Annotated in this window: 21 protein-coding genes; 15 read left to right on the top strand and 6 right to left on the bottom strand. The window is 67.6% G+C overall.

What is annotated here, in order from left to right:
* Window positions 1–54: 54 nt before the first annotated feature.
* Both BGI51_RS13150 and BGI51_RS13145 read right to left on the bottom strand, forming a co-directional pair.
* Window positions 55–1,800 carry an ABC transporter ATP-binding protein gene (locus BGI51_RS13150; protein ID WP_187978609.1) on the bottom strand — a complete coding sequence of 582 codons (1,746 nt, stop codon included), beginning with the start codon at window positions 1,798–1,800 and terminating at the stop codon, window positions 55–57.
* A complete protein-coding gene (locus BGI51_RS13145; RefSeq protein WP_187978608.1) occupies window positions 1,797–3,530 on the bottom strand; it encodes an ABC transporter ATP-binding protein in 1,734 nt (577 codons plus the stop codon). The genes BGI51_RS13150 and BGI51_RS13145 overlap by 4 nt, the downstream gene beginning before the upstream one ends.
* Window positions 3,531–3,709: 179 nt before the next feature.
* On the opposite strand from BGI51_RS13145, the gene BGI51_RS13140 reads away from it, so the two are divergent.
* The 4 genes from BGI51_RS13140 (at window position 3,710) to BGI51_RS13125 (ending at window position 7,197) form a co-directional block, all read left to right on the top strand.
* Window positions 3,710–4,507 carry a hydroxymethylpyrimidine/phosphomethylpyrimidine kinase gene (locus tag BGI51_RS13140; protein WP_187978607.1) on the top strand — a complete coding sequence of 266 codons (798 nt, stop codon included), beginning with the start codon at window positions 3,710–3,712 and terminating at the stop codon, window positions 4,505–4,507.
* Window positions 4,504–5,133, top strand: a complete 630-nt coding sequence (gene thiE / locus BGI51_RS13135) for a thiamine phosphate synthase (protein WP_187978606.1) — start codon at window positions 4,504–4,506, stop codon at window positions 5,131–5,133. Before BGI51_RS13140 ends, thiE begins: the two co-directional genes overlap by 4 nt.
* A gap of 20 nt (window positions 5,134–5,153) precedes the next feature.
* On the top strand, window positions 5,154–6,440 hold the full coding sequence (gene hemL / locus BGI51_RS13130) for a glutamate-1-semialdehyde 2,1-aminomutase (RefSeq protein ID WP_187978605.1): 1,287 nt from the start codon (window positions 5,154–5,156) through the stop codon (window positions 6,438–6,440).
* Window positions 6,441–6,651: 211 nt separating this feature from the next.
* Window positions 6,652–7,197: a tetratricopeptide repeat protein gene (locus BGI51_RS13125; RefSeq protein ID WP_187978604.1), complete on the top strand. Its 546-nt coding sequence runs from the start codon at window positions 6,652–6,654 to the stop codon at window positions 7,195–7,197.
* A gap of 154 nt (window positions 7,198–7,351) precedes the next feature.
* On the opposite strand, the gene BGI51_RS13120 is transcribed toward BGI51_RS13125, so the two are convergent.
* Together BGI51_RS13120 and BGI51_RS13115 are read right to left on the bottom strand one after the other, a co-directional pair.
* Complete coding sequence (locus tag BGI51_RS13120; RefSeq protein ID WP_007159644.1) at window positions 7,352–7,687, bottom strand: DUF1820 family protein; 336 nt, start codon at window positions 7,685–7,687, stop codon at window positions 7,352–7,354.
* A gap of 64 nt (window positions 7,688–7,751) precedes the next feature.
* Window positions 7,752–8,675: a LysR family transcriptional regulator gene (locus BGI51_RS13115; protein ID WP_187978603.1), complete on the bottom strand. Its 924-nt coding sequence runs from the start codon at window positions 8,673–8,675 to the stop codon at window positions 7,752–7,754.
* Window positions 8,676–8,791: 116 nt separating this feature from the next.
* On the opposite strand from BGI51_RS13115, the gene BGI51_RS13110 reads away from it, so the two are divergent.
* The 6 genes from BGI51_RS13110 (at window position 8,792) to lnt (ending at window position 14,907) form a co-directional block, all read left to right on the top strand.
* Window positions 8,792–9,199 (top strand): Rid family hydrolase, encoded by a 408-nt coding sequence (locus BGI51_RS13110; RefSeq protein ID WP_187981324.1) that lies wholly within the window; start codon window positions 8,792–8,794, stop codon window positions 9,197–9,199.
* Window positions 9,200–9,285: 86 nt separating this feature from the next.
* Window positions 9,286–10,659 carry a tRNA (N6-isopentenyl adenosine(37)-C2)-methylthiotransferase MiaB gene (miaB, locus tag BGI51_RS13105; RefSeq protein ID WP_093251001.1) on the top strand — a complete coding sequence of 458 codons (1,374 nt, stop codon included), beginning with the start codon at window positions 9,286–9,288 and terminating at the stop codon, window positions 10,657–10,659.
* A gap of 100 nt (window positions 10,660–10,759) precedes the next feature.
* Entirely contained in the window at window positions 10,760–11,776 is a 1,017-nt protein-coding gene (locus BGI51_RS13100) for a PhoH family protein (RefSeq protein ID WP_133859958.1), read from the top strand.
* Window positions 11,766–12,221, top strand: a complete 456-nt coding sequence (ybeY, locus tag BGI51_RS13095; RefSeq protein WP_158896205.1) for an rRNA maturation RNase YbeY — start codon at window positions 11,766–11,768, stop codon at window positions 12,219–12,221. Before BGI51_RS13100 ends, ybeY begins: the two co-directional genes overlap by 11 nt.
* Before the next feature lie 7 nt (window positions 12,222–12,228).
* Window positions 12,229–13,065 (top strand): HlyC/CorC family transporter, encoded by an 837-nt coding sequence (locus tag BGI51_RS13090; RefSeq protein WP_133859960.1) that lies wholly within the window; start codon window positions 12,229–12,231, stop codon window positions 13,063–13,065.
* A gap of 294 nt (window positions 13,066–13,359) precedes the next feature.
* A complete protein-coding gene (gene lnt, locus BGI51_RS13085; protein ID WP_187978602.1) occupies window positions 13,360–14,907 on the top strand; it encodes an apolipoprotein N-acyltransferase in 1,548 nt (515 codons plus the stop codon).
* On the opposite strand, the gene BGI51_RS13080 is transcribed toward lnt, so the two are convergent.
* Complete coding sequence (locus BGI51_RS13080; protein ID WP_187978601.1) at window positions 14,898–15,659, bottom strand: YdcF family protein; 762 nt, start codon at window positions 15,657–15,659, stop codon at window positions 14,898–14,900. The genes lnt and BGI51_RS13080 overlap by 10 nt on opposite strands.
* 540 nt (window positions 15,660–16,199) lie before the next feature.
* Between BGI51_RS13080 and leuS the strand changes: the two genes are divergently transcribed.
* The 5 genes from leuS (at window position 16,200) to BGI51_RS13055 (ending at window position 22,244) form a co-directional block, all read left to right on the top strand.
* The gene (gene leuS / locus BGI51_RS13075) at window positions 16,200–18,863 is read left to right on the top strand and encodes a leucine--tRNA ligase (RefSeq protein WP_187978600.1); all 2,664 of its coding nucleotides are present in this window, start codon (window positions 16,200–16,202) and stop codon (window positions 18,861–18,863) included.
* A gap of 25 nt (window positions 18,864–18,888) precedes the next feature.
* Window positions 18,889–19,503: an LPS-assembly lipoprotein LptE gene (gene lptE, locus BGI51_RS13070; RefSeq protein WP_187978599.1), complete on the top strand. Its 615-nt coding sequence runs from the start codon at window positions 18,889–18,891 to the stop codon at window positions 19,501–19,503.
* 48 nt (window positions 19,504–19,551) lie between these two features.
* Window positions 19,552–20,589: a DNA polymerase III subunit delta gene (gene holA / locus BGI51_RS13065; protein WP_187978598.1), complete on the top strand. Its 1,038-nt coding sequence runs from the start codon at window positions 19,552–19,554 to the stop codon at window positions 20,587–20,589.
* A 98-nt stretch (window positions 20,590–20,687) separates the two neighbouring features.
* Window positions 20,688–20,837: an alternative ribosome rescue factor ArfA gene (gene arfA / locus BGI51_RS13060; protein WP_187981323.1), complete on the top strand. Its 150-nt coding sequence runs from the start codon at window positions 20,688–20,690 to the stop codon at window positions 20,835–20,837.
* An 84-nt stretch (window positions 20,838–20,921) separates the two neighbouring features.
* Window positions 20,922–22,244 carry a lytic murein transglycosylase gene (locus BGI51_RS13055; protein ID WP_187978597.1) on the top strand — a complete coding sequence of 441 codons (1,323 nt, stop codon included), beginning with the start codon at window positions 20,922–20,924 and terminating at the stop codon, window positions 22,242–22,244.
* 43 nt (window positions 22,245–22,287) lie between these two features.
* Here the strand turns inward: BGI51_RS13055 and BGI51_RS13050 are convergent, their stop codons facing one another.
* Window positions 22,288–23,199 (bottom strand): LysR family transcriptional regulator, encoded by a 912-nt coding sequence (locus tag BGI51_RS13050; protein WP_187978596.1) that lies wholly within the window; start codon window positions 23,197–23,199, stop codon window positions 22,288–22,290.
* Window positions 23,200–23,290 lie beyond the last annotated feature (91 nt).

Below are 23,290 nucleotides of genomic sequence, written 5' to 3'. Positions count from 1 at the left end.
GCGCTGGCTATAGCTGACACCCTAACACCCCTGGTTGACAACGGCTGTGACGGCTCATAGGGGTTTGTCACCCTGGGCATGCTGTTCCCACAGCCGGCGATAATGGCCGTCGGGCCGCTGCAGCAAGGCCTCGTGACTGCCCTCCTCCACCTTGCGGCCATCACGCAGCACCAGGATGCGATCGGCATGGCGGATGGTGGACAACCGGTGCGCCACCACGATCAGGGTGACCTGGCCACGCAACTCGTCCAGCGCCCCCTGCAGCCGCGCCTCGGTGGCGCTGTCGATGCTGGCGGTGGCCTCGTCGAGCAAGAGCACCTTGGGTTCGCGCAGCAGCGCCCGGGCCAGCGCCAGCAGTTGCCGCTCGCCGGTGGACAGGGTGAAGCCACGCTCGCCCAGCAGGGTATCCAGGCCTTCCGGCAGGCGCGCCACCAGGTCGTCCATATGGGCCGCGGCCAGGGCCTCGCGCAGGCGCTCATCCGATACCTGGCTGCCCAGCAGCAGGTTGTCCCTGAGACTGGTGGAACGGATGAAGGGCTCCTGGGGCACGCTGGCCAGGGCGGCGCCCAGCACTTCCGGGGTAAGGCTGCCCAGCTCGCGCCCGTCCAGGCAGAGGCTGCCGCCGGTGACCGGCTGCAGTCCGGCGAAGAGGTCGAGCAGGGTCGACTTGCCGCTGCCAGTGGGGCCGACGATACCGAGAAAGGTCCCCGGGGGGATGTCCAGGTCGATGCCGTGCAGGGTGTCGTGCCCCGCGCCGGCATGGCGAAAACGCACGGCGTCGAGATGGAAGTGCGCGGTCTCGATGGGCCGGTCGTCCTCGCCGCTCAACGCTGGTTTTTCCTCCAGCAGGTGCAGCAGGCGCGTGCCAGCCACCGAGGCCTGCTGGAACAGGTTGAATCTCTGGGTGATGTCCATCAGCGGCTCGGTCACCCGGCCCAGGTAGGTGACGAAGGCATAGAGCACGCCGATTTCGGCACCTCCCTGCAGATGACCCAGGCCGTAGACCAGCAGCAGTACCGCCAGGACCGCCACGCTGACCAGGTCCAGCGCCGAGCGCAGCAGCAGGCCGGAAACGCGGATGGTGCGCATGCGGGCGCCGTACTGCGCCTGATTGAGGCGCTGGAAATCCTGGCGGAAGCGTTCGGTCTGGTTGAAGGCCTGCAAGAGACCCATGCCGCCGATGGCCTCGCCCAGCCGGGCGCTCTGCTCGGCGCGTAGCATCCGCACCTCCATGGCCGCCGCGCCGCTGTATCGCTGGTAGGCCCAGACGATCAGCACCGCGGCCGGAATCAGCAGCACGGCGATGGCCATCAGGCGAACGTCCAAGAGCGCCATGGCCACCAGGATGCCGATCAGCAGCACGATGTTGCCGACCATGTTGCCGAGAAAGGCCACATAGAGTTCGCGCAGGGCATCGGTGTCATTGGTGACTCGCGCCACCAGCTCGCCGGTGGCGGTGCGATCATGAAAGCTCTGCGGCAGGCTCAGCACATGGCGGAACAGTCGCCGCCGCTGCAGGAGCACCACGTCCATGGCGATCTCGGCGAAGCGTAGCGATTGCAGGTAACGGCCATAGGCGGCCAGCCCCTGGGAAACCACATAGGCGGCGACCAGGCCCACCAGCGGCCAGAGGCGCAGGTCATGGGGCACCAGGTAGTTGTCGAGGTAGTGCTTGGTCAGCCAGGGACCCAGCACGTCGAACAGCGTCGCCACGACCAGGATCGCCAGGGTGCCGGCCAGTTTGCGCGGATTGGCGAGTACCGGCTTGAGCAGCAGGGAAAGCACGCGGGTCCTGGTCATTGGCTGGCCTCCTCCGCCTGCTGCAGATTCCAGAGTCGGGCATAGAGACCGCCGGCGGCGAGCAGCTCGCCATGGCGGCCCCGCTCCACCAGGCTGCCCTGGTCGAGGACGATGATCTCGTCGGCGTGCTGCACGGCCGAGAGGCGGTGGCTGACGATCAGGGTGGTCCGGCCTTGCAGCCCCGCCAGGGTACGCAGCAGCCGGGCCTCGGTGGCGGTATCCACTGCCGAGAGGGTGTCGTCCAGCAGCAGCACGGGCGCTGGCGAGAGCAGCGCCCGGGCCAGGGCCACGCGCTGGCGCTGGCCACCCGAGAGGGTCAAGCCCCGCTCACCCACCGGGGTATCCAACCCTTGCGGCAGCGCCGCCAGGTCGGTGCCGAAGGCGGCGGCATCCAGGGCTTCGCGGATTTCCCCAGCCGTGGCATCCGGGCGGCTGAGGGCGACGTTCTCACCCAGGGTGCGGGCGAACAGGAAGGGATCCTGGGGTACATAGGCGAACTGGGCACGCAGGTCGGCCAGCCGATAGTCTTCCAGCGGCACCCCGCCCAGGCGGATACAGCCCTGCTCCAGCGGAAACTGGCGCAGCAGCAGGCGGAGCAAGGTGCTCTTGCCGCTGCCGGTGGCGCCGACGATACCCAGGGTATCGCCCGCGGGCAGGTCGATGACCACGTCCCGTAGCGCCGGCTGGCGCGCCTGGGGATAGGTGAAGGCCGGAATGTAGACCGACAGATCCGCCTGGTCCGGCGGCGTCTGGGTGCCCTCGTCGCGGATGCGCTCGGTGACCGCGAACACCTCCTCCAGGCGCCGCGCCCCGGCTTCGCCGCGCTGCAACAGATTGAGGCACCAGCCGATGGCGAACATCGGCCAGATCAACTGCACCAGATAGAGGCTGAAACTGGTCAGCTGGCCCAGGGTGATATGGCCGTCGAGATAGCGCCAGCTGCCCATGACCAGGGTCAGCAGGGTGGCGAGGCTCAGGGCGACGAAGATGATCGGCTCGTAGCGCGCCTCGGTGCGCTGTACCTGGTAGTCGGCCTTGGCCACGCTGCGGGCGCGGGCGTCGAAATCGTCCAGCTCGGCTTCGATCAGGGCATGCTGGCGCAGCATGCGCAGGCCGCTCAGGGCCTCCTGGGTACGGTCGTTGAGGGCGGAAAAGCCCGCCAGCGCCAGGCCGAAGCGCTGCTGCACCCGCTGCGCCACGCGATAGAAGCCCCAGGCCATGAAGGGAAAGGGCAGGAGCGCCAGGGCGGCCAGGGGCGCATCGATGCCGATGAACATGGCCAGCAGTACCAGCAGCAGGGTCAGCATGCCATCGAAACTGGCCAGCACCCCTTCGCCGGCCGCGGTCTCCACGGCGTCGATGTCCTGGGTGGCGCGGGCCAGCAGGTCACCGGTGCGACTGGACTGGAAGAAGCCGGGGTCCAGCCGCGCCAGCTTGGCGAAGAAGGCGTCGCGCAGCTCCACGCCGACCTGGTAGGAGGTGCCGAACAGGCGCACCCGCCACTGATAGCGGAGCACATAGAGGCCACAGCCGACCGCCACGATCAGGGCGACGCGCCAGAGCAGGCCGGTCTGATCCAGCTCGCCGGCGCGCAGGGCGTCGATGGCCTTGCCGATCCACCAGGGCAGCGTCAGGTTGAGCAGGCCGACGCCCAGCAGGCAGAGGATGGCAGTCCCGTAGGCACGCCGTTGGCGCAGGAAGAAATCACGCAACAACCGCCACAACGCCATAGAACCGCCTTACCCGAGCAAAGGTGCAGTATATCGGCTACCCAACCGGCCGCGGAGTTCCTTCGTCCCGATCCGGGTCCCATGTCAACGGGTGGCGCGGGGCGCGAGGTCGTTGTAGGGTGCCACTCCCTGCGGCACCCGGCCGCTGCGCCCCTTTTCCCTTTGCTAGGCTGACGTCCATGACCCTCGAACCCCAACGTCCCGTCGTCCTCTGCCTGTCCGGCCACGATCCGAGTGGTGGCGCCGGGCTGCAGGCCGACATCGAAGCCCTGCTCGCCCAGGGCTGCCATGCCGCCCCGGCGGTCACTGCCCTGACCGTGCAGGACACCGTTGACGTGCATGACTTCCGGGTGCTGGATCGCGAGTGGGTGCTGGCCCAGGCCCGGGCGATCATCGCCGACCTGCCGGTGGCGGCGGTCAAGCTGGGCATGCTCGGTTCGGTGGAGATGGTCGAGACGGTGCTGGAGATCATGGAGTCCCTGCCCGGCGTTCCCCTGGTCTGCGATCCGGTGCTGCGCGCCGGTGGCGGCGGCGCCCTGGGCAAGGACGAGGTCGGCTACGCCATCCGCGAGCGGCTGCTGCCGCGCGCCACCATCGCCACCCCCAACCTGCCCGAGGCGCGCATCCTCGCCGAGTTGCCCGAAGGCACGCCGGAGCAGTGCGCCGAGCGCCTGCTGCCCTTCTGCGCCCACCTGCTGATCACCGGCGGTCATGGCGAGGAACACGAGGTGCACAACCGCCTCTATGACCGTGCCGGTGGCTGCGAGACCCACGTCTGCCAGCGCCTGCCCGGCAGCTACCACGGCTCCGGCTGCACCCTGGCCAGCACCCTGGCCGGGCGCCTGGCGCTGGGCGAAGCCCTGCCCAGCGCGGTGCGCAGCGCCCTGGACTACACCTGGCGCACCCTGAGAGACGCCGAGCGCCCCGGGCGCGGCCAGTACGTGCCACGCCGCCTGCCGCTGGACTTCTGCTCATGAGCCCGTTGCGCGGCCTCTATGCCATCACCGATAGCGCCCTGCTCGCCGAGGGTCGCCTGCTGCCCTATGTCGAAGCAGCGCTGCAGGGCGGAGCCCGGCTGGTGCAGTACCGCGACAAGTCAGGCGACGCCAGCCGCCGCCAGGACGAAGCCGCCGCCCTGGCCGAGCTCTGCCGGCAGCATGGCGCCAACCTGATCATCAATGACGACCTCGCTCTGGCCCGCCAGCTGGGCGTCGGCCTGCACCTGGGCCAGCAAGACGGCTCCCTGGTCGCGGCCCGCGCCGCACTGGGCGCGGAGGCGATTCTCGGCGGCACCTGTCACGCCAGCCTGCAACTGGCCGAGGCTGCAGTCCAGGCCGGTGTCAGCTACCTGGCCTTCGGCCGATTCTTCGCCTCCAGCACCAAGCCGGATGCCCCGCCGGCGCCCCTGGAATTGCTCGACCAGGCCCGCCGCCACTTCGCCCTGCCCGTCTGCGCCATCGGCGGTGTCACCCTGGACAACGCCCCGCACCTGCTCGCCCACGGCGTCGATCTGCTCGCCGTCGTCCACAGTCTGTTTGCCGCCGCCAACGCGGGCGAGGTGGAGCGCCGCGCGCGCGCCTTCGCCCGGCTGTTCGCGGCCTGATCCCGTTCAAGGAGACCTCTATGTCCCGCTCCGCGCAACTCTTCGACCAAGCCCAGCGCCACATCCCCGGTGGCGTCAACTCGCCGGTCCGCGCCTTCAAGAGCGTCGGCGGCACGCCGCTGTTCTTCAAGCACGCCCAGGGCGCCTACATCGTCGACGAGGATGACAAGCGCTATGTCGACTACGTCGGTTCCTGGGGTCCGATGATCCTCGGCCACAGCCATCCGGACGTGCTGGAGGCCGTGCGCCGCCAGCTGGAACACGGCCTCTCCTATGGCGCGCCGACCGCCCTGGAAACCACCATGGCCGACCTCATCTGCGAGATCGTGCCGTCCATGGAAATGGTGCGCATGGTCAGCTCCGGCACCGAGGCCACCATGAGCGCCATCCGCCTGGCGCGCGGCTACACCGGGCGCGACACCATCATCAAGTTCGAGGGCTGCTACCACGGCCACTCCGACAGCCTGCTGGTCAAGGCCGGCTCCGGCGCCCTGACCCTGGGCGTGCCCAGCTCCCCCGGCGTCCCGGCGGCCTTCGCGCAGCACACCCTGACCCTGGCCTACAACGACCTGGGCGAAGTGGAAGAAACCCTGGCGAACGTCGGCGACCAGATCGCCTGCATCATCGTCGAGCCGGTGGCCGGCAACATGAACTGCGTACCGCCCGCGCCAGGCTTCCTGGAAGGGCTGCGCCACCTCTGCGACCGCTACGGCGTGGTGCTGATCTTCGACGAGGTCATGACCGGCTTCCGCGTCGCGCTGGGCGGCGCCCAGGCGCACTACGGCATACGTCCGGACCTGACCACCTTCGGCAAGATCGTCGGCGGCGGCATGCCGGTGGGCTGCTTTGGCGGCAAGCGCGAGATCATGGAAAAGATCGCCCCGCTCGGCCCGGTCTACCAGGCCGGCACCCTGTCGGGCAATCCACTGGCCATGGCCGCCGGCCTCACCACCCTGCAACTGATCCGCCGTCCCGGCTTCCACGCCGAGCTGACCGACTACACCACGCGGATGCTGCAAGGCCTGCAGGACCGCGCCGATGCCGCCGGTGTGCCCTTCGTCACCACCCAGGCGGGCGGGATGTTCGGTCTCTACTTCAGCGGCGCCGAAGACATCGTCACCTTCAGCGATGTCATGGCCAGCGATAGCGAGAGATTCAAGCGCTTCTTCCACCTGATGCTGGACGGTGGCGTCTACCTGGCGCCCAGTGCCTTCGAAGCCGGCTTCACTTCCATCGCCCACGGCGACGAGGAATTGCGCATCACCCTGGACGCCGCCGAGCGCGCCTTAGCCACCTTCAAGGACTAGGACTCGTCTGACAGGTGTCGTTCGTCTCGCTGGTGGAACCTCTCTGCCCTGCCGGCCTCACACCTAGTTGAGTGGCCGGCGTCACGGGTAAAAAAGTTCCGCCGTTGCGCGTAAAGGTTTTGAAAGCGTGCGTCGGCTTGACCCATAATGAGATGTCGGCGCGTTTCGCCGACCGGGTTCTCCGAACCTGCCTCGCTTGTGGAGGCGCTTCATGCACCGCGCTGGTCGTACCCTGTGCGCAGCCCTGATTCTGATGCCCCTGGCCGCCCTGGCCGGCGGCAATTCGCTGCTCGTCCCCAGCACCAGCCGTTGCAACCTGAATCTCGCCAACGAAGCCCTGGCGCAGGCGATCGCCCGCTGCCAGCAGATCGCCCACGACGGCGATTCCCAGGCGCAGTACGAACTCGGCGACTTCTACTACGAAGGCAAGCAGACACCGAAGGATCTCAACCAGGCGCGTCAGTGGTTCGAGCAGGCCTCGCTCAAGGGCAATGCCGATGCGCAGAATCGCCTTGGCACCATGTTCTTTCGCGGCGAGGGCGTACCGCCCAACAACATCCAGGCCTACATCGTGCTGAAGATGGCCGCCATCAACGGCAACGACGAAGCCATGGATACCGCCGACCTGGTCAGCGCCCAGATGCGCCGTGACGAGCTGGAGATGGCCACCCAGGTGCTGGGCCAGATCTTCCGCGACTATCTGCAGGACATGCAGACCGCGGGCAACCTTAATCCCTTCCAGCCGCCGCAGAACTGACGGCGAGCCCGGCAGAGCCTGTTCAAAGTCTTGCGAGCTAGAGACAAACAAGGCGGAAATGGCTGAGGAAGCGGAGTTTACAAGTAGTAAATGAGCATTCCGAAGCCATTTTCAACGCCATTTGGCCGACGCGCAGCGGACTTTGGGCAGGTTCTCAGGGCTTGTCGGGCATGGGCATGGGAAACGGCATGACGTTGGTGCCGCCCTTGGCTTCGCTGATCTTGGGCTGGCCCAGGCGCTCCACCTCGTCGATGCGGATGATCGAGTGCATGGGCACGAAGCTGCGCACCACGCCTTCGAATTGCGCCTTGAGCTTTTCCTCGCTCGGATCCACCACCACCTGGGTGCGCTCGCCGAACACCAGCTCCTCGATCTCCAGGAAGCCCCAGAGATCGCTCTGGAAGATCTGCTTGGCGTAGATCTCGAAGACCTGGCCCTGGTTGACGAAGATGACCTTATAGATGGCCGGCTTGCTGGGGGATGAGCTCATGGCGGAGGCGGGTTTCGACGGTGAAAAGAGGGCGGCGAGCATAGCACGCCGGCCTCGACTCCCGTCAGCCGTCGCCTGGGGTTTCCAGCCAGGCCCGCTCGGCGACCAGCGCGCTCACCCAGTCGATGAAGACCCGCAACTTGGCGCTGACGTGACGATTGGGCGCGAAGGCCAGATACAGCGGCATGGGCGCCACCTGCCAGTCCGCGAACAGCCTGACCAGTTCGCCACGGGCGATGGCCGCTGCCGCCAGGTAATGCGGCAGGCAGACCACCCCGAGGCCGGCCTGTCCCGCCGCCAGGCAGGCGTTGCCGTCGTCCACCTCCAGGCTGTGCCGGCTCTGCAGCTCCAGACGCTCGACACCTCGTTGCAGGGCGTAGGGAAAGCCCTTGCCCGCCCCCCAAAGAAACCGCACCACCCGGTGTGGCGTCTCGGCCAGCTCGGCGGGATGAACCGGCGTGCCCTGGGTGGCAAGGTAGGCCGGCGCGGCATAGCAACCCAGCCGCAGCGCGCCGAGCGGCCGGGCCACCAGATACTGCTCGCGGATGCGCCCGCCACAGATCACGCAATCGACGTTGTCGCCGATCAGATCCACCTGGCGATCGCTGACACCCAGCTCCAGCTGGATGTCCGGATAGCGCTGGAAGAAGTCCGGCAGGGCCGGGATCAGGATCAGCCGCGCCAGCGGACTGGGCACGTCCACCCGCAGGCGGCCACGGGGCGTGCGGGTGGCCACCGAAAGCCCCGTCTCGGCATCGTCCACCGCCGCCAGCACGCCCAGGCAGCGGTCGTAATAGGCCGCGCCGTCGGCGGTGACCTGCACCTGCCGGGTGGTGCGATTGAGCAGGCGCACCTGCAGGTGCGCTTCCAGCTGCTGCACCTGCTGGGTGACGCGGGTGCGGCTATGGCCGAGGGTCTCGGCCGCGCGGGTGAAGCTGCCGGCTTCCACCACCCGCACGAAGGTCTGCATCGCGGCGAACAGATCCATGCCGATTCCTGAACAGGGGATTGTTTGGATTGTACAAACAATGCTGACCGCCTGGCCGGGTTTATCCCCTGGCGGACGGCGCCTAAGGTGGCTCCAGCGATCCTTACCGGAGCCCCATCATGACCCGCGACGTCGTCTTTCCCGCCCAGCGCCACGCCCTCTACGAACAGCACCGCTATTCGCCGGCCATCCGTTCCAACGGCTTTCTCTTCGTCTCGGGGCAGGTCGGCAGCCGCGCCGACGGTTCGCCCGAGCCGGAGCTGGAAGACCAGGTCCGCCTGGCCTTCGCCAACCTCGACGCCGTCCTTGCCGCGGCCGGCGCCGCCTTTGCCGACGTGGTGGACGTCACCCTGTTCATGGTCGATGCCGAAGCCAGCTTCGAACGGATCTGGCCGGTGCTGCTGGAGCACTGGGGCACGGCACCCTACCCGACGGTGACCGCGGTCGGCGCCACCTGGCTGGCCGGCTTTCGCTTCGAGATCAAGGTCATCGCCCGGCTGCCGGAGGGCGCTGCCCAGGCCTAGGCCGACCGCCTTCCGGGCGGCTCTTCCCCGTGCGGAAGGCCATCATTATAATGCGCGGTCCACTCGCCACCGACTCCCTGCCGCGCATGTCCAAGAAGCTCTATATCGAAACCCATGGCTGCCAGATGAACGAATACGATTCGTCGCGCATGGTCGACCTGCTCGGCGAACGGGAGCCGCTGGAAGTCACCCAGAATCCGGCCGAGGCCGACGTCATCCTGCTCAACACCTGCTCGATCCGCGAGAAGGCGCAGGAAAAGGTGTTTTCCCAGCTCGGTCGCTGGCGCGAACTCAAGCTGGAGAATCCCGACCTGGTGATCGGCGTCGGCGGCTGCGTGGCCAGCCAGGAAGGCGCTGCCATCCGTGACCGCGCCCCCTATGTCGACGTGGTCTTCGGGCCCCAGACCCTGCATCGCCTGCCGGAGATGATCGACGCCGCGCGCACCACCCGGGCGCCCCAGGTGGACATCTCCTTCCCCGAGATCGAGAAGTTCGACCGCCTGCCCGAGCCGCGCATCGACGGACCCAGCGCCTTCGTCTCCATCATGGAAGGCTGCAGCAAGTACTGCACCTTCTGCGTGGTGCCCTATACCCGCGGCGAAGAGGTCAGTCGGCCGCTGGACGACGTCCTCGCCGAGATCATCCACCTCGCCGAGCACGGCGTGCGCGAGGTGACCCTGCTGGGCCAGAACGTCAACGGCTATCGTGGCGCCACCGGCGACGGGCGCATCGCCGACTTCGCCGAACTGCTCTATGTGGTGGCGGCGGTGGACGGCATCGACCGCATCCGCTACACCACCTCGCACCCGCTGGAATTCTCCGACGCCCTGATCCAGGCCCACGCCGAGATCCCGGAGCTGGTGAAATTCGTCCACCTGCCGGTGCAGGCCGGTTCGGATCGCATCTTGGCGGCCATGAAGCGCAACCACACGGCGCTGGAATACAAGTCGCGCATCCGCCGGCTCAAGGCGGCGGTACCCGACATCTGCATCAGCTCGGACTTCATCGTCGGCTTCCCCGGCGAGACCGAGAAAGACTTCGAACAGACCATGAAGCTGATCGAGGACGTCGGTTTCGACTTCTCCTTCTCCTTCATCTACAGCGCCCGCCCCGGCACCCCGGCGGCCGATCTGGTCGACGACACCCCCGACGAGCTCAAGAAGCAGCGCTTGCAGATCCTGCAGACGCGCATCCACCAGCAGGGCTTCGAGATCAGCCGGCGCATGGCCGGCAGCGTCCAGACCATCCTGGTCAGCGATTTCTCCAAGCGCGATCCCGGCATGCTGCAGGGTCGCACCGAGAACAACCGCATCGTCAACTTCCGCTGCAGCGATGCCAGCCTGATCGGCCAGTTCGTCCAGGTGCACATCGACGAGGCCCTGCCGCACTCCCTGCGCGGCACCCTGCTGGCCCCCGTCGCCAGCGGTGCGCGCCCGCCCGTCGCCGTCGCGCTGGCCTGATGGATGGTCGCACGCGCCCTTTGCCAAGGGCGCGACGCAGGTTACTCTCAAGCTACGTCAAGTTTTCGTAAAGCCAATCCAAAGGGTTTCCCAGCACACCTTGAATACCCCCCAGACGCTCCAGCATTTCACCCTCGAACCCTTCGATGCCGACCGTTTCGCCAACCTGTGCGGCCAGCTCGATGAAAATCTGCGCCAGCTCGAACGCCGCCTCGGCATCGAGATCCGCAATCGCGGCAACCAGTTCGAACTGGTCGGCGATCCCGAGCGCACCCGCGCGGCCCAGAACCTCCTGCAGCGCCTCTATCGCGAGACCGCCAGCGGCACCGCGGTGGCCCCGGAACTGGTCCACCTCTATCTGCAGGAATCCGGCCTGGAAGCCCTCCAGGAAGAGCACCGCAGCGGTGGCGACACCAGCGTGGCCCTGCGCACCAAGAAGGGCATGATCCGCCCGCGTGGCGCCAACCAGCAGCGCTACGTCAAGTCGATCCTCGATCACGACATCAATTTCGGCATAGGCCCGGCCGGTACCGGCAAGACCTATCTGGCCGTGGCCTGCGCCGTGGACGCCCTGGAGCGCGAGCAGATCCGTCGCATCCTGCTGGTGCGCCCGGCGGTGGAAGCCGGCGAGAAGCTCGGCTTCCTGCCCGGCGACCTGGCGCAGAAGATCGACCCCTACCTGCGCCCGCTGTACGACGCCCTCTACGAGATGCTCGGCTTCGAGCAGGTGGCCAAGCTCATCGAGCGCCAGGTCATCGAGGTCGCGCCGCTGGCCTACATGCGCGGCCGCACCCTCAACAATAGCTTCATCATTCTCGACGAAAGTCAGAACACCACCCTCGAGCAGATGAAGATGTTCCTGACCCGGATCGGCTTCGGCTCCACCGCGGTGATCACCGGTGACGTCACCCAGGTCGACCTGCCGCGCGGCACCAAGTCGGGCCTCAAGCACGTCATCGAGGTCCTCCGCGACGTGCCCGGCATCGGCTTCACCCACTTCGAATCCAAGGACGTGGTGCGCCACCCGCTGGTGCAGCGCATCGTCGAGGCCTACGACCGCTTCGAGGCGCTGCAGGACAAGCCGCGTGCTCAGGGAGAGGATCGCCATGGCGATTGAGCTGGACGTCCAGGTCGCCAGCGAGGCGGCCGACCTCCCCGAGGAGCCGGACTTACGCCGCTGGTGTGAACTGGCCCTGCGCGCCCGCCAGGGCGACTCGGAACTCACCATCCGCCTGGTGGACGAAGACGAAGGCCGCGAGCTGAATCGCACCTGGCGGCACAAGGACTACGCCACCAACGTGCTGTCCTTTCCGGCCGACGTGCCGGACGAATTCCTCGACATCCCCCTGCTCGGCGATCTGGTGATCTGCGCCCCCGTGGTGGCCCGCGAGGCCGCCGAGCAAGGCAAGCCCGCCGCGGCGCACTGGGCGCACCTGGTCATCCACGGCTGCCTGCACCTGCTCGGCTACGATCATCTGGACGATGACGAAGCCGAGGAGATGGAAGAACTGGAACGCCAATTGCTCGCTGAACTGGGCTACCCCGATCCCTACGGTGAATGACAGACACATGAACGAAGATCGATCAGGCACTGGGCATCGTTCCTGGCTGGAACGCATCGTCCAGGCCTTTGCCCATGAACCCAAGAGTCGCCAGGAACTGCTGGAACTGCTGCGCGAGGCGCATGAGAACAAGGTGCTCGACAGCGAAGTGCTGTCCATCGTCGAGGGCGCCATCTCGGTGGCCGACCTGCAGGTGCGCGACATCATGGTGCCGCGCTCGCAGATCATCAGCATCCGCGCCCAGCAGACCCCGGCGGAATTCCTGCCGGCGGTGATCGAGGCGGCGCATTCCCGCTATCCGGTGATCGGCGACGGCCCCGACGACGTGCTCGGCCTGCTGCTGGCCAAGGACCTGCTGCCGCTGCTGCTGGACCAGGCGCGGGTCTTCGACTTCAAGACGGCCTTGCGCCCGGCCACCTTCGTGCCCGAATCCAAGCGCCTCAACGTGCTGCTGCGGGAATTTCGCTCGACCCACAGCCACATGGCCATCGTGGTGGACGAATACGGCGGCGTCGCCGGCCTGGTGACCATCGAGGACGTGCTGGAACAGATCGTCGGCGAGATCGAGGACGAGCACGACGTGGAGGAAGAGAGCTTCATCAAGTCGTTGCCCAACGGCGACTTCGTGGTCAAGGCGCTCACCCCCATAGAGACGCTCAACGAGACCCTGGAGACCCGTTTCGCCGATGCCGAGGCCGACACCGCCGGTGGCCTGGTGATGAATCGCCTGGGTCACCTGCCCAAGCGCAACGAGGAAACGGTGATCGACGACTTCCGCTTCCGCGTGCTCAACGCCGACGGCCGCCGCATCCACCTGCTGCGCGTCACCCCGGTCAACCGCTAGCCGCTCTTGCCCCCTCTCCCTCCGGGAGAGAGCTGGGGCGAGGGTCGGTCTCAACCTACGGCCCTCCGTAGGTTGGGTTGAGCGCAGCGAAGCCCAACAGGCCTTGCTTCGAGGTCGATACCGTTGGGCTTCGACGAGGGAGCCGTCTCAACCCAACCTACGGGACGCTCGCGCCGCGACAAGCTCCATCCCCCTCTCCAACTGCGATCCAGCTCGCTCCCCCGCACACGCCTTTGGCACTCCCTCGCGGCGACGAGTAAGCTTGCGCAGCCTCGATCGGACCAAGGATTTTCGATGCGCTGGATCTCTCAACCCGGCTGGAAGGGCAACCTTCTCGCGCTCTTCGCTGGTGCCCTCACGCCCCTGGCGCTGGCCCCTTTCACCATCTGGCCACTGGCACTGCTGTCCGTCGCTCTCTTCTACCTGGGCCTCAAGGGTCTCGGTGCCTGGCGCGCCCTGCTGCGCGGCTGGTGCTACGGCTTCGGCGCCTTTCTCGCCGGCACCAGCTGGATCTACGTCAGCATCCACACCTACGGTGCCGCGCCGGTGCCCCTGGCGCTGTTTCTCACCGTAGGCTTCTGCGCCGGCATCGCCCTGTTCTTCGCCCTGCCCGCCGGGCTCTGGGCACTGTGCCTGAGACGCAACCAGGCGCCCCTGGGCGACGCCCTGACCTTTGCCGGCCTGTGGTTCGCCCTGGAGCTGTTCCGCAGCTGGGCGCTCACCGGCTTTCCCTGGCTGCTGCTGGGTTACAGCCAGCTCAGCGGCCCCCTGCAGGGCCTGGCACCGCTGGGCGGCGTCTGGCTGATCTCGGCCGCGCTGGCCTTTACCGCGGCGCTGCTGGTCAACGCCCCACGCCTGATCATGCGGCCACTCGCCCTGGTCGCGAGCCTGGTGCTGGTGGCCCTGCCCTGGGTCGCCGGCGATGTCTTCAAGGGCCAGGTCTGGACCCAACCTGCGGGCGCGCCGCTCAAGGTCGCCGGGGTCCAGGGCAACATCGCCCAGGAACTCAAGTGGAATCCCGACCACGCCCGCGCCACCCTGGCGCTCTATCGCGACCGCACCGCCGAGCAGACCGACGCCGACCTGGTGGTCTGGCCGGAAAACGCCATTCCCGTGCTGCGCGAATACGTCAGTGACTTCCTTGCCGCCGAAGGTGCCCAGGTGGCCGCCCATGGCGGCGCCTTGGTGACCGGCCTGCCCGCCCGCGAACGCGACGCCGACGGCGATTCGCGTTACTTCAACAGCATCACCGCGGTCGGCAATGGCTCTGGCACCTACTACAAGCAGAAGCTGGTGCCCTTCGGCGAATACGTGCCGCTGCAGGAATACCTGCGTGGCCTGATCGGCTTCTTCGATCTGCCCATGTCCGACTTCGTCCGCGGTCCCGAGCAGCAGGAGCCGCTGCTGGTGAAGGGCTATCGCGTGGCGCCCTATATCTGCTACGAGGTGGTCTATCCGGAATTCGTCGCCAGCATGGCGGCCCAGAGTCAGCTGCTGCTCACCATCAGCAACGACACCTGGTTCGGCAAGTCCATCGGTCCGCAGCAGCACCTGCAGATGGCGCAGATGCGGGCCCTGGAAAGCGGTCGCTGGCTGGTGCGGGTCACCAACGATGGCATCACCGCCCTGGTCGACCCCTTCGGTCGCATCAGCCGGCAGATCCCGGCCTTCCAGGTCGGCGTGCTACAAGGCAGCGTGGTACCCATGGATGGCCTGACGCCCTATCTGCACTACCGCCTCTGGCCACTGGCGATCTTTTCCGCCCTGGTGCTGCTGTGGGGCCTGCTGCTGCGTCGGCAGGATCGTCCGGAAGAGGCGCCGCTGGTGGTGACTCAGCGATAGGCGAGCGGATAGAGCAGCAGCCCGGCGGCCTCGTTGAGCAACTGGGCGGTCTGCTCGACCGCCTTGGCCTCCGGCAGCCAGCCACCGAAGGGCCGGGCATTGGCGATACCGATGAAGCCCATGGGCGCGGCCACCACCTGCAGGCCCTGCCGTTCGAAACACCAGCGCGAACGGGCCATGTGATAGGCCTGGGTCACCAGCACCACCCGTTTCACCCCGGCCTCGCGCAGCAGCGGCGCACTCAGGGTGGCGTTTTCCCAGGTGGTGCGACTGGCGCCTTCCTGCCAGCGCACCGGCACCCCCAGGTCGCGCTCCATCACCTCGGTCATCAGCGCCGCCTCGCTTAGTGGGCGGTCATGGGGCGAGCCCCCGGTGATCAGCACCGGCAGGCCGCTGGCCTTGGCCAGCCGCGCCGCATAGCGCAGCCGCTCCACGGCCAGATGGCTGGCGGCATCGCCCGCCCAGCCCGGATCGTCCACTTCGCGACCGGCACCCAGCACCACGATGGCGTCGGCCTGCTGGGCAAGCGTCGCCCAGCGCGCCTCAGGCAGCGCGGCATCGCGCTCCAGCAAGCGCCCACCCGTCTCCACCACGACCGGCAGGGTGCTGGCCCAGAGGCCCAGCAGACCACCCAGGAAACAGGCCAGGCCCAGGCGCGGATAACGCCGGCGCAACCACCAGCCCAGTAGCAGGAGCAGCAGCAGGCCGCCCGGTGGCAGCAGCAGTTGCTTGAAGAAATAGCGCAGACCCATGGTCCCTCCGGTCGGGGGCGACCTCCGGGTCGCGGCGGCGCCTAGTGTAGGGGAGCGCCAACCGGGGCAGAAGAACCCTCGACCAGCAGTTGTCGACCCTGACACTGAGTACAGAAGGCCCCGCCGGCTGGACCCGGCCACAGCCCAGGCAACAGGCCAGGGCGGCATCGGCTGCCTGATGGCGCGCCAGCCAGCGCTTGACCAGGGCATATTCGGCCGGACTCAGGCCCTGCACCTCGACTTCCCCGTTGGCACTGTCATAGAGGCGTTCCTGGGTCACCGCCTCATCCAGCGCCAGCGCCAGGCGCCGTTGCAGGCGCACGTCGACGGGCAGCTTTTCGGACTCGCGTCGAAACTTTCCCATGATGGCGATCATCCTCCCGGGTAATTGAACGGACGTTTGAACAGCCTAGTACGGCCCTTCCAACCCTGCCTCCCCCAGAGTGCGAAACAAGCGGCGGACCGGGACATTTCCCCGCGCTCGGGGGTCATGTATGCTTGGCGGCTCGATCAAACGCCTCTGCAGCCCTCGACACGCCCATGCACGAACACTATCAGCCCCGCGAAATAGAAGCCGCCGCCCAGTCCTTCTGGGACCAGAATCTGTCCTTCAAGGCCACCATGCGCCCGGGCCAGGAGAAGTTCTACTGCCTGTCGATGTTCCCCTACCCCAGCGGCAAGCTGCACATGGGGCACGTGCGCAACTACACCATCGGTGACGTCATTGCCCGCTACCAGCGGATGCTGGGCAAGAACGTCCTGCAGCCCATGGGCTGGGACGCCTTCGGCATGCCCGCGGAAAACGCCGCCATGAAGAACGGCGTGGCCCCGGCCAAGTGGACCTACGAGAACATCGCCTACATGAAGTCCCAGCTGCAGAGCCTGGGCCTGGCGATCGACTGGTCCCGCGAGGTCACCACCTGCAAGCCCGACTACTATCGCTGGGAGCAGTGGCTGTTCACCCAGCTGTTCGAGAAGGGCATCATCTACCGCAAGAACGGTACGGTGAACTGGGACCCGGTGGACCAGACCGTACTGGCCAACGAGCAGGTCATCGACGGCCGCGGCTGGCGCAGCGGTGCGCTGATCGAGAAGCGCGAGATCCCCATGTACTACTTCCGCATCACCGACTATGCGGAAGAGTTGCTGACCTCCCTCGACGGCCTGCCCGGCTGGCCCGAGCAGGTCAAGACCATGCAGCGCAACTGGATCGGCAAGTCCCGCGGCATGGAGGTGCAATTCCCCTATGACCAGGACAGCATCGGCGCCGAAGGCACCCTGAAGGTCTTCACCACCCGCCCCGACACCCTGCTCGGCGCCACCTATGTCGCCGTGGCCGCCGAACACCCGCTGGCCACCCAGGCCGCCCAGGGCAACGCCGAGCTGCAGGCCTTCATCGACGAGTGCAAGCGCGGCGGCGTCGCCGAAGCCGACATCGCCACCCAGGAGAAGAAGGGCCTGGACACCGGCCTGTTCGTCCGCCATCCGCTGACCGACGCGCGCCTGCCGGTGTGGGTCGCCAACTATGTGCTGATGCACTACGGCGATGGCGCGGTCATGGCCGTGCCCGGTCACGACGAGCGTGACTTCGAATTCGCCAACAAGTACCAGTTGCCCATCGTCCAGGTGGTGGATACCGCAGAGGCCACTCGCGTGCTGGCCAATCCGGACGACTTCAGCCCCGCGGAATACGAGCGCTACCAGTTCGACCCGGTGCAGTGGAAGGACTGGTACGGCAGCAAGGAAGGCTTCCTGATCAATTCCGGCGCCTATGACAACCTCGCCTACGACGCCGCCTTCGACGCCATCGGCGCCGATCTGCAGGCCAAGGGCCTGGGTCAGCCGCGCACCCAGTTCCGCCTGCGCGACTGGGGCATCAGCCGCCAGCGCTACTGGGGCTGCCCGATCCCGATCATCCATGGTGACGACGGCATCGACATCCCGGTCCCGGCCGACCTGCTGCCGGTGGTGCTGCCCGAGGACGTGGTGCCGGACGGCGCCGGCTCGCCCCTGGCGCGCATGCCGGAATTCTACGAGACCGTCGATCCGCGCAACGGCCAGCCGGCCCGTCGCGAGACCGACACCATGGACACCTTCGTCGAAAGCTCCTGGTACTTCGCCCGCTATGCCTCGCCGAACTTCACCGGCGGCATGCTGGACAAGGAAGAGGCCAACTACTGGCTGCCCGTCGACCAGTACATCGGCGGCATCGAGCACGCCATCCTGCACCTGCTCTATTCGCGCTTCTTCCACAAGCTGATGCGCGACCAGGGCCTGATCGATTCCGACGAACCCTTCGAGAATCTGCTGACCCAGGGCATGGTGGTGGCCGAGACCTACTACCGCACCCTGCCCAACGGCAGCAAGGACTGGTTCAACCCGGCCGATGTCGAGGTGGAGCGCGATGCCAAGGCCAAGGTGATCGGCGCGCGCCTGAAGAGCGACGGCCAGCCGGTGGAAATCGGCGGCGTCGAGAAGATGTCCAAGTCGAAGAACAACGGCGTCGATCCCCAGGCGATGATCGACCAGTACGGCGCCGACACCTGCCGGCTGTTCATGATGTTCGCCTCGCCGCCGGACATGAGTCTGGAATGGTCCGATTCCGGCGTCGAGGGCGCGAGCCGCTTCCTACGCCGCGTCTGGCGTCTGGCCCAGGCCCACGTCACCCAGGGCCTGCCGAGCGCCGGCGCCCTCGGCGAGCTATCGCCGGCCCAGAAGGAGGTGCGTCGCGCCATCCACCTGGCCATCCGCCAGGCCAGCCAGGATATCGGTCAGCACCACAAGTTCAACACCGCCATCGCCGCGGTCATGACCCTGATGAACGTGCTGGAAAAGGCCGCCCAGGACAGCGACACCGATCGCCGTCTGCTGCAGGAGGGCCTGGAGGCCGTCACCCTGCTGCTGGCCCCCATCACCCCGCACATCGCCCACGGTCTCTGGCAGCAGCTGGGCCACAGCGATGCGGTCATCGACGCCCGCTGGCCGCAGGTGGACGAAAGCGCCCTGGTGCAGGACAGTCTGCAGATCGTCATCCAGGTGAACGGCAAGCTGCGCGGCCAGATCGAAGTACCGGCCGATGCCAGCCGCGAGGCCATCGAGGCCGCCGCCCGCGCCAACGAGAACGTGGCACGCTTCACCGAGGGCCTGACCATCCGCAAGGTGGTCGTGGTCCCGGGTAAACTGGTCAACATCGTCGCCAACTAAGACACGCGAACGGAGCAGACAACAGATGAAGAAACGGATTCTCCCCGGCCTTGCGGTAGTCGGCCTGGCGACCCTGCTGACCGCCTGCGGCTTCCAGCTGCGTGGCACCGGCGAAACCCGCCTGACCGTGAACGAGCTGAACCTGACGGCGCGCGACGCCTATGGCCAGACCGTCAAGGACGTGCGCGACATGCTCGAGGACGCCCATGTGCGGATCGGCTCGGGCGCGCCCTACACCCTGGATCTGGGCGGCGAAGCCCAGAGCGAGCGCACCGCCAGCTACACCAGCGGCGCCCGCAGTGCCGAGGTCGAGCTGACCACCCGTCAGCCCTATACCATCGTCGGCAAGAACCAGGCGGTGCTGGTCAGCGACTACCTGGAAACCCAGCGCTACTACGTGACCGACCAGAACAACATCGTCGGTTCCGAGCAGCAGAAGGACCAGCTGCGTCGCGAGATGCGCCGCGAACTGGTGCAGCAGCTGGCCGCCCGCCTGCAGGCCCTGACACCGGAGCGCCTGGAGAAGCTGCAGCGCGACGCCGATGCCCGTGCCGCCGCCAAGGCCGACGCCGACCGCCGTGCCCGCGAGTCCGCCCCGCCGCAGCAGTCGCCGATCGACATCCCCACCCCCGCGCGCTAAGCGCCGCACCCGGAGCCGCAAGGCTCCGGTTTGCCATTCCGGTTCAGCATGAAACTCAACGCCAACCAGCTCGGTAAGCAGCTCCAGGGCTCGCTGGCCGCCGTCTATGCGGTCAGTGGCGATGAGCCCCTGCTCTGCCAGGAAGCCAGCGACGCCATTCGCGGCGCGGCTCGCGCCCAGGCTTTCGACGAGCGCGAGGTCTTCGACGTCGATGCCGGCTTCGACTGGGGCCGCCTCTACGAGGCCGGCGCCAGCCTTTCCCTGTTTGCCCAGAAACGCATCCTCGAATTGCGCCTGCCCACCGGCAAGCCCGGCGACAAGGGCTCCGCCGCCCTGCTCGACTACCTCGCCCGCCCGGCCGAGGACACTCTGCTGCTGATCAGCCTGCCGCGCCTGGACGCCGCCGCGCAGAAGACCAAGTGGGCCAAGGCCCTGCTGGAGCACCCGCAGGCGCAATTCGTGCAGATCTGGCCGGTGGAACTGGCGCAGTTACCGCAGTGGATCAACCAGCGCCTGTCGCGCCTGGGGCTGGCCGCCACCCCCGAAGCCGTCGAGCTGATCGCCGAGCGGGTGGAAGGCAACCTGCTGGCCGCGGCGCAGGAGATCGAAAAGCTCCGCCTGCTCATCGAAGGCTCCCAGGTGGATGCCGAGACCGTACGCGCCTCGGTGGCCGACAGTGCCCGCTACGACGTCTTCGGCCTGCTGGACGCCGCCCTGGCCGGCGATGCGGAGCACGCCCTGCGCATTCTCGAAGGCCTGCGCGGCGAAGGCGTGGAAGCAGCCGTGGTGCTCTGGGCCCTGGCCCGGGAACTGCGCCTGCTGGCCAACCTGGCCCATCTGCAGGAAAGCGGCACGCCGCTGGAACGCGCCTTCACCCAGGTCAAGCCACCGGTATGGGACAAGCGTCGTCCGCTGGTCAGCCGCGCCCTGCAGCGCCAGGGTGCCCGCCGACTGGAAGCCCTGCTGCGCGAGGCCCAGGTCGCCGACGAACAGATCAAGGGCCAGGCGCCCGGCGAGGTCTGGCTGACCCTGGCCAGCCTGGCGCTGACGCTCGCCGGCAAGCGACTGACCCTGCCCAGGTCCTAGCGCTGGCGGGCCTTGCAATCCACGGCCCTTGCAATAGACTGGCGCGTCCCCATCAAGGGGGAACCCCCATCACTCGGAGCCCGCACCATGGCCAAGAAATACAGCCGCGGCCCAACAAGGCCAAGGTCCTCGTCAGCGATCCCCGTTATCGCGCCCGCCGGGAAAAGCCCGCCAAGGGCAAAGGCAGCTACCGCCGCGAAGCCTTCTCGTTGCAAGACGAGAAGGCTTCGGTCTTTCTGGCCGCCTGAAAGCCGCGTGCAGACGCCTGACAGACGTCGGGACCCGGGCCGTGCTAAGGTGAGCCTTCCTGCCTAGACGTCCGGTGGAGACAGATGCAATTCGGGAAAACCCGCGGATTCAAGACCGGCGGCCTCCTCGCCGGAACCCTGGTCACCCTGCTGACCGCCGCCCTGGCCGCCTGCGCCCAGACTCCGACGACGCCCACCGCGGCGCCCTCTTCGCCCTCCTCGTCCAAACCCGCACCCGCGGCGAACGCCCCCGCTTCGGCGGCCGAGGCCATGCCGCAACCGGAGGAAAGCTTCGAGCAGTGGCGTAGCCGTTTCCGCGCCCTGGCCCTGGGCCGGGGCATATCCGCCGCCACCTTCGACCAGGCCTTCATTGGCGTGCAACCCGACCCGGCGGTGATCGCCGCCGATCGCAGCCAGCCGGAATTCACCAAGCCGGTCTGGGAATACCTGGAATCCGCCGTCTCGCCCCTGCGGGTGCGCAATGGCAAGAGTCTGCTGATCCAGCAGGCCGGGCTGCTGGCCTCCCTGGAAGCCCGCTACGGCATCGAGCCGGCGCGCCTGGTCGCCTTCTGGGGCATGGAGAGCAACTACGGCAACAACATGGGCAACAAGGGCGTCATCCGCTCCCTGGCCACCCTCGCCTACGAAGGTCGCCGCCCGGACTTCGCCCAGGACCAGCTCATCGCCGCCCTCGGCATCCTGCAGCACGGTGACGTCACCGCCGACCGCATGATCGGCTCCTGGGCCGGCGCCATGGGCCAGACCCAGTTCATCCCCACCACCTACGACCAGTACGCGGTGGACTTCGACGGCGACGGTCGCCGCGACATCTGGGGCTCCACCGCCGATGCCCTGGCCTCCACCGCCAACTACCTCAAGGCCTCCGGCTGGCAGGACGGCAAGCCCTGGGGCTACGAGGTCCGGGTGCCGGCCAACTTCGACTACAGCCTGGCCGACATGGGCGTGCGCAAGAGCCTGGCCGAGTGGAACGCCCTGGGCATCCAGGGCCTCGGCCTGCCGCAACCGGCCGCCCAGCCGAGCGACAGCGCTTCGCTGCTGCTGCCCGCCGGCCATCGCGGCCCGGCCTTCCTGGTGTTCAACAATTTCCGCACCATCCTCAAGTACAACAACACTAGCTCCTATGCCCTGGGCGTGGCGCTGCTCTCGGAGCGCTATCGCGACGCCGGCCAGATCGCCGGCAACTGGCCCACCGACGATCTGCCGCTGAGCCGCAGCGAGCGCGTCGAACTGCAGCAGCGCCTGGCCGCGCTGGGCCTGGATCCGGGCAGCGCCGACGGCATCATCGGCGCCAATACCCGCAAGGCCATCCGCGCCTACCAGCAGTCCCAGGGCTGGCCGGCCGACGGCTATCCCAACCATCAGCTGCTGGACAAACTGCGCGGCTGACGCCTGCCGGCGATCCGTGTCTCAACCGAGACCGGGTCGCCGATCAGCCTGCGTCGACACCCTCCCTTCCGGTCTCCACCAGCACCTCCAGCAAGGCTGCCGCCGCCGGCGACAGCTCGTTGCCGTCCCGGCAGCCCACCACCAGTTCGCGACGCGCCCAGGCATCGCGCAGCGGGTGGCTGACCAGCGCCACGCCCGGTCCTGCCCGGAGCAGACTGGCGGCCGGCAGGATCGCCAGGCCCAAGCCGCGGGCGACCAGAGCGCAGGCCTGGATCGGACTCGGTACCCGAATGCGGATCGCCAGCTCCCGGCCCCACTGCGCCGCCTGGGCTTCCACATGGAGCTGCAGGGCATTGCCGCGAGACAGGCCGACGAAGGGCTGCTCGAGCAGTCGTGCGAAATCGACCGCCTCGCCATCCGGCAAAGGCAGGCTACCCGGCGCAGCGACCAGCACCAGGGGATCATCGCGAAAGGGTTGGATCTGCAGATCCTCCAAACCCGGCGCCGCCACGAAGATTCCCAGGTCGGCGCGACCTTCGCGGAGCGCCAGCACTATGCGTGAGCTGGGCAGCTCCTCGACTTCCACGTCCACCCTGGGCTGCGCCTGGAGGAAAGCGGCCAGGGGGTCATCCAGATGCTCCATCACCGCGGCGCCGTTGCCCAACAGCCGCACCCGCGTGCGGCTGTCCGCCACCGCGCCGGCAAGATCCTGGGCCATCTCGTCCAACCGCAGCAGGATCGCCCGGGCATGGCGCTCCAGGGTCAGGCCGGCCGGCGTGGGGCGTACGCCACGCGCGTGGCGGATCAGCAGCAGCGTTCCCAGGCTGTCTTCCAGGGCCTTGATGCGGCCACTGGCGGAAGGCAGCGCCAGGTGGCTCCGTTCGGCGCCCAGGGTGATGCTGCGCGCTTCCACGACATGGAGGAACAGCCGCAGGTCGAGCAGGTCGTAGCGCATCGCCTCAAAGCCTCTGTATGGACCTTAGGCAGCCTTCGCCAATCCCGGCTTCTCACCCAGGGTCCTGGAGCCCATGGTAACGCCTCCACCC

The sequence above is a fragment of the Pseudomonas oryzihabitans genome (assembly GCF_014522265.1).
GTDB classification, from domain to species: domain Bacteria; phylum Pseudomonadota; class Gammaproteobacteria; order Pseudomonadales; family Pseudomonadaceae; genus Chryseomonas; species Chryseomonas aestiva.
The sequence above is the reverse complement of the archived record's forward strand: the minus strand, read 5'-3'. Positions and strand labels throughout refer to the sequence as shown.

Excerpts from the sequence above, each read along its gene's own strand:
- thiE (WP_187978606.1), top strand. The coding sequence starts at position 4,504 with ATGAGCCCGTTGCGCGGCCTCTATGCCATCACCGATAGCGCCCTGCTC.
- BGI51_RS13150 (WP_187978609.1), bottom strand. The coding sequence starts at position 1,800 with ATGACCAGGACCCGCGTGCTTTCCCTGCTGCTCAAGCCGGTACTCGCC.
- leuS (WP_187978600.1), top strand. The coding sequence starts at position 16,200 with ATGCACGAACACTATCAGCCCCGCGAAATAGAAGCCGCCGCCCAGTCC.
- BGI51_RS13125 (WP_187978604.1), top strand. The coding sequence starts at position 6,652 with ATGCACCGCGCTGGTCGTACCCTGTGCGCAGCCCTGATTCTGATGCCC.
- BGI51_RS13115 (WP_187978603.1), bottom strand. The coding sequence starts at position 8,675 with ATGGATCTGTTCGCCGCGATGCAGACCTTCGTGCGGGTGGTGGAAGCC.
- BGI51_RS13120 (WP_007159644.1), bottom strand. The coding sequence starts at position 7,687 with ATGAGCTCATCCCCCAGCAAGCCGGCCATCTATAAGGTCATCTTCGTC.
- hemL (WP_187978605.1), top strand. The coding sequence starts at position 5,154 with ATGTCCCGCTCCGCGCAACTCTTCGACCAAGCCCAGCGCCACATCCCC.
- BGI51_RS13055 (WP_187978597.1), top strand. The coding sequence starts at position 20,922 with ATGCAATTCGGGAAAACCCGCGGATTCAAGACCGGCGGCCTCCTCGCC.
- lnt (WP_187978602.1), top strand. The coding sequence starts at position 13,360 with ATGCGCTGGATCTCTCAACCCGGCTGGAAGGGCAACCTTCTCGCGCTC.
- lptE (WP_187978599.1), top strand. The coding sequence starts at position 18,889 with ATGAAGAAACGGATTCTCCCCGGCCTTGCGGTAGTCGGCCTGGCGACC.
- holA (WP_187978598.1), top strand. The coding sequence starts at position 19,552 with ATGAAACTCAACGCCAACCAGCTCGGTAAGCAGCTCCAGGGCTCGCTG.
- BGI51_RS13090 (WP_133859960.1), top strand. The coding sequence starts at position 12,229 with ATGAACGAAGATCGATCAGGCACTGGGCATCGTTCCTGGCTGGAACGC.
- BGI51_RS13145 (WP_187978608.1), bottom strand. The coding sequence starts at position 3,530 with ATGGCGTTGTGGCGGTTGTTGCGTGATTTCTTCCTGCGCCAACGGCGT.
- miaB (WP_093251001.1), top strand. The coding sequence starts at position 9,286 with ATGTCCAAGAAGCTCTATATCGAAACCCATGGCTGCCAGATGAACGAA.
- BGI51_RS13140 (WP_187978607.1), top strand. The coding sequence starts at position 3,710 with ATGACCCTCGAACCCCAACGTCCCGTCGTCCTCTGCCTGTCCGGCCAC.
- BGI51_RS13050 (WP_187978596.1), bottom strand. The coding sequence starts at position 23,199 with ATGCGCTACGACCTGCTCGACCTGCGGCTGTTCCTCCATGTCGTGGAA.
- BGI51_RS13080 (WP_187978601.1), bottom strand. The coding sequence starts at position 15,659 with ATGGGTCTGCGCTATTTCTTCAAGCAACTGCTGCTGCCACCGGGCGGC.
- ybeY (WP_158896205.1), top strand. The coding sequence starts at position 11,766 with ATGGCGATTGAGCTGGACGTCCAGGTCGCCAGCGAGGCGGCCGACCTC.